Raw genomic sequence first — 5,394 nt, 5'->3', positions numbered from 1 at the left:
GGAGACATCGACCTCTGCCTGGGTGGGGAAACTCCTCAAGGTAAGTTGAGTCGTGGAAAGAGGAAACCCCATCAGTGATGGTGGGAATCCCACGCTATATTCTTTGAATTAGCGTGGGAGGATGTCAATCAAAAGAAGAAAAAATCATAACCCCTCGACTGACTCAGTCTGTAGGAGTCACTGGCGGCGGTGGCGGTGGTGGTGGCGGTGGTGGTTTTGGCGGCGGCGATAGCGGCGGTGGGGGTGCTGGTGGTAGCTATTAGGGGGATGAACTAGGATGATGAACGGTTGATCCTTGCTAATTGACAATTGATAATTGACAAGTGAGGATTTATCGTCAAGAATGGGCCAGCTTCCATTGTTGCTTAAATATCTGTGGCTTAAATATCTGTGGCTTAAACATCCTTCGTTACATTTGTCCTATATAATCTGGCGACGGCTCTTCATGCTAACTCTTCTAGGCTGGATTAACTGGGTTTGGACTTGTGGCGATCGCCAATTGAGGAGGCTTGTATTAAGCCTCAACTCAAGCCTCAACTCACGCATGACCTATCGATTCTTGTGTCGTCGAACGTTCAGGAGGCCTGATAAACTCTGGAGGGTGATCGCCGCGATTCTGTTGGGATTTAGCCTTGTTCTGGTTCCTCAACTGAGTGCGGCGAGTCATTTAGGATTAGCCAGGGGATCTGGTTTAGAAATATTTGGATGGATCGATTTTATTGATCATGAAACAGAGATTAACCGGTTTCGTTTATTTGACTTTGATGCTGTTTGGATTTTAGGGAGTACCGCCGCCGTTTGTTGGCTTATTTCTCTGTTAGTGTATTCAATTACTCAGGAAAAATTAAAGCAACCCACTCAAATCGCTCCTCGGGGAGAATCTCGGATTCAGGCTTCGGCTGATCATGGGCGTTATTTTGAGATTTTTGGAAAAGCTGGAATTGCGGGATTTCTTCTGTCTTTGGGGATATTTTTGCCTCTGGCTCTCCTTAACTTAAACATAGCAGTTTTTGCGATCGCTGTCAGTTTAGGAATTGGTTTTGTCCAGGCAATTATTAGCAGTATTAAAGTCGTAATTAGCGCTAGAAAAGACGCTATTGATAAACAGGGAAAAACCCCATTAATGGCACTCTTTATCGGCATCTTCACATTAATTGTCTACAGTATTATTCCGTTTATCTTTGCCTGGATATTCTCAGCCGCCTTCTCTGTCCTGACTACAATGTGGGGATCTGAAATTAATATCATCTTATTTTTTAGTGTCGTTGCATCCTCTGTCAATGGTTGGTGGACAGCGGTTCTCGCTGAAAGCTGGATAGAAAAGAATCGAAGATTTATTTGTAACATGTGTGGAACTGAATTGGTATGCGTTGAAGAACCTCATCTACATGAGCGTCTCAACGAAGCTCAAAGGGTCGCCAAAGACTTATCGAGTACCCAATTTAAAGGCTGGAACTGTCCCAGTTGTACCCGTCATTCGTCGGAATTTCATTTGCAAAGCTGTGTTATCAATCCCTGGATGTTTGACTGCTGTCCAAATTGCCAAGAATTTACCGTAACTAAGACATTATCGACATTGGGACCCTCTCTGAGTTCCAACAGGAAGATTCAGCAGACGACCTATAATTGTCAAGTCTGTGGGTATTCTAAAGAGGACCATCGTATCAACCCGTGAAACGGGAGACAGTTACTTGAGTTTGATGACTTGAGTTTGATGACTTGAGTTTGATGACAACGGGGAGGGGAGAGACGAGAAGCGGTGAGATGGGGAATTGGCCTTTAACGGTGTTTGACAGTTGTTGATTCATCGGTTAGCACTTGAGAGACGGTGTACCAGTACCCTCAGTGGATATCCCAACCGGTTAGGATTGGGAATTATAATTGAAATGCTGAATTTTTTGGGTTGGGTTGATGGGGTTTATGGACATGGCCGCCAATTCATAAGGCTTGTCATCAGGCTTTGCATAAGGCTTAGACTGAACAGCCAGCGTTGCGTGTCGTGGCGAGGGTTCAGGAAAACTCATCAACCCTCGATGGTGATTTGCGGGGTTGTGCTGGGTTTGAGCCTAATTCTCTTCCCTCAGCTAAGTTATGGATGGATGACGCCAGAGGTGGTTTCTCAGCATCCGTCATCTCGGCGTTGGCTGGAGGAATCCACTGGGAGGATGAGTCAGAATCGGGAACAACAGGGGTTTGGGCCGCTGTGGCGGCTACAAGGCGTTGAGTCTGAGACGAGTGAACAACGGATGGAAGAGATTGAAGACGCACTCGAATCACCCAGAACTGTTACAGATAATGCTATACTCCTCAAAAATTTCTTGATGCTGTTACGTTCGAGTAAAGCACCTGTTCAACTCAATTTTTTTGAGGTTGGGTTACTCGGCTGCGTGATTTTAGCATTTTGGGGACTCGCTATTGTCGGGGTAAAACATCTTATTCCCCAGCTACGGAGTCGAATTGAATTAGACCCAAATGGGCGATCGCAGGTTCCGGGAGACCGCGATCGCGCTCTCTATACTTCAGCAATTCTCAAACTGGGATGTTGTGCGTTCTCTCTCTCGATGGGACTCTTGACGGCAACAATTTTTATCGACCCTTATTATAATTTAGCTGGGATTATATGTCTAGCCATTTTGGCGATTCTTATCATCAAAGTTCTTATTTTTTGGGGTCAAATTATTGCTAAATCGACGGGTCGTTACTGGAGAATTGCTCTGAATCGAGAGGGATTTTATCGAACTCTCAGCCTAGCGGTATTCCCGGTTCGCTTACTGGTGCGGGGGATGGCTGTAATTGTTGTCAGTTTAATTGTTTTGGTAATCTTCATCAATTTACTCTTTCTCCTGTATATCTTTTGGGGAGATCATATATTCTTGATGGCGGTTCTCTATGGTATAACCTCATTGGGAATCATGTGGATTGTCTATGACCTCACCCAACATTGGATTCAGTCTAGGATTCACTTTGTTTGTCAAACCTGTCAGGCGGACTTATTACCCGTAGCCCAGGAGCAAGTTGAGGATGGGTTGACTCAGCCGCAAACGGTCGCTCAACAACTTGGAAGCACCTCATTTCAAGGCTTGAATTGTCCCAATTGTACGCCAATTTTGTCTCACTTTCATTTAAGAGGTTATCGCTTAGTTCAGAACAAGTTTGAAAACTGTCCCAATTGTCAGGAATTGACGGTAACCTCTACGACTGAGGTTTTGGTTCATGCTAGCCGTCGCAGTACTGGACTTCAAGAGATGACCTTCCAATGTCAAGCCTGCGATTATTCTAAAACAATCTCGGTTACGATACCCTCAAAATCTCGGAGATAGGGTTCAAGATCAGGAAAATTTATGGCAGATTACATCCGTCGCCGTGGGGGCGAAAAATCCCCTCCTGGGAGGGGCTAGGGGTGGGTTCCCCTACAATTTTGTATACCCGGCAAAAAATCTAAATCCAGAAGACCCTTAGAAATTCGAGTGAACTGTTAGGATTAAAACCCACCTCGAACGAGGAAATACGCCCCCCAAACGGCACATAACAAAACCACAATAATGGACCAAACCGGATGTCCATTGGGCGGGGTTTCTCCCTGAGAACACTGTATTTGATCCACGTCAATCCAAGGCGTCACCCCACGACGGAACCAACCCGTCACGACGACCTCCTGTTCGCAGGCCTCCAAAGGGCGCAAAGGTTGCGGTAAAAGGTCCCCGAGAGGACCGAACCGACTAGAGAGATGAAGGGGAATTTGCCAATTGTTGAGGTCTAAGACGAGATCCTGTCCTAGCCAGTTTGCGGTTCCTGTGCGCCCCCGCAAGCGGCCCGAGAGTTTCACCGGTAGACTATCGATGGGGAGAGCCTGGGGATTGGTGAGCCATTTTTGCCAGTCGGGATTCTGATGGTAGAGATTGGGTTTGAGATCGGGGAAAAAGGCGTTAAAGCGCAGAACCGTTCCGATCGCAAATCCGCCCATCGTTAGCCCCAATAACAGCCACCAGCGATCGGTGTATAACCAGCCGACGTAGCGCAGGCCAAAGAGGCGGTCAATCCAGCCAATTAGGGCCGGAGCGATCGCGAACCCTATCCCGATCGCCGTGGCGAAAAAGGGCGCTCCTTGCAGGCGAAAGAGGCCGGGGGTGCGGATATGGGGTTTGACTGGGGTGGCGTCAGGCCAGTTGAGGAGGGGGGAGACTTGCCAAAATTCGGCACAGCGGTGGAAACGATATAAGCGTCGCCCGAGGAGGGGATGGGTTTGGTTGAGATTCAGCCAGGGAGCGTAGGGGCTTTTTAAGTGCCAGGACAAGAGGGTTTCGGGGGCATCGTGGTGGAGTAATTGGCCCGAGATTTGGGCCTCGCGATCGCCCAAGGGAGTCAAGGCTTCCCAACTTTCATAGAGAGTACCACCTTCGGGGTGCTGACGCCGGTATTCGCCAATGGCTTGGGCGAGGGAGAGGAGTCCCCGTGTTAAGCCGTTGGGATCACCGCTCATCTCTAGGGCCAGGCGATCGCCGTAGCTGTGACGCAGGCGGGAGAGGGCAAAAATCGGATAGCGCCAGAGTTTGAAGAGGCCATAACTGAGGCTGGCCACTAGGGCGGCCAGCCAAAACCCGGCTTGATAGAGGATGACGAGTGCTGACTGGGAGGATTTTGAGGCGCGATCGCGCAGCCAATCCCCCAAACGACTACTCTGGAGATAGAGACTATAGGGCAATTGCAAGATCGCCAGGAAGCCGGACAGGGCCAGGATGTCTTGATGGCGAATATGGGCCAGTTCGGCGATGACCAACGCGGCGATCTCCTCTGAGTTGAGGCGGTTGAGGAGGCCGCGACTGATGGCTAGGCGGGCATACCGGGGTAGAGTTCCATAGCTGAACAGAATCGGCGCATCGTCGGCAATGAGGCGCAATTCGGGGATGGCGATGTTCTGTTTGCGGCAGAGTTGACGTAGGGCCTGTTTGGCTTCGGGGCTGAAGGTTCCCAGTTGAGTCAGGGAAAAGCTGCGGCTACCCCAGTTGAGGCGCCCGATCGCATCTAAGAGCCAAGGCGAGATGGCGGTGCAGAGAATCAGGAGCAGGGCAATCTGACCGTTGTAGTTATTGAAAAAGGCTTGAACGGGACGAAAGAGCCGGGTTCTGACAAAAAGTTCATTTATTGCCGTCAGCAGCCCATGCAGGGGCAGGGAGATGCTGAGAAAGAGCAAAATGGCGGTCAATACCTCTAGCCCTCGGAGTCGTCCGAGGGGGGGCGGTTTGAGCGATCGCCGCTCTTGGGGGCGCTCTAGGGGCTTATCCCGCCAGTTTTCAGTGCTGGCCGGGGTTGGAGGACTCTCGCTCGTCTCGTTGGAGGAGGGCGGCTCGGGGTCTGGGGGGCTGGGGGCTTCAGCGGCGGTGTGGTCTAGGAGAG

4 protein-coding genes are annotated in these 5,394 nt (G+C 49.8%); 3 read left to right on the top strand and 1 reads right to left on the bottom strand.

The annotated features are described in order from the left end of the window. The first annotated feature begins 113 nt into the window (after window positions 1-113). From R6U67_RS02155 to R6U67_RS02145, 3 genes are all read left to right on the top strand, one after another. The gene (locus R6U67_RS02155; protein WP_410251022.1) at window positions 114-263 is read left to right on the top strand and encodes a hypothetical protein; all 150 of its coding nucleotides are present in this window, start codon (window positions 114-116) and stop codon (window positions 261-263) included. A gap of 338 nt (window positions 264-601) precedes the next feature. Continuing rightward, a complete protein-coding gene (locus tag R6U67_RS02150) occupies window positions 602-1,675 on the top strand; it encodes a hypothetical protein (protein ID WP_410251021.1) in 1,074 nt (357 codons plus the stop codon). A gap of 490 nt (window positions 1,676-2,165) precedes the next feature. Beyond that, entirely contained in the window at window positions 2,166-3,320 is a 1,155-nt protein-coding gene (locus R6U67_RS02145) for a hypothetical protein (RefSeq protein WP_410251020.1), read from the top strand. A gap of 161 nt (window positions 3,321-3,481) precedes the next feature. Here the strand turns inward: R6U67_RS02145 and R6U67_RS02140 are convergent. After that, window positions 3,482-5,394: M48 family metalloprotease (locus R6U67_RS02140; protein ID WP_410251019.1), on the bottom strand; the 1,913-nt coding region annotated here is incomplete at its 5' end.

It is taken from the genome of Sodalinema sp., from assembly GCF_046483825.1.
In the GTDB taxonomy this organism is placed as follows: Bacteria; Cyanobacteriota; Cyanobacteriia; order Cyanobacteriales; family Geitlerinemataceae; genus Sodalinema.
Note: the sequence above shows the minus strand (reverse complement) of the source record. Positions and strands in the feature narration are given on the sequence as shown.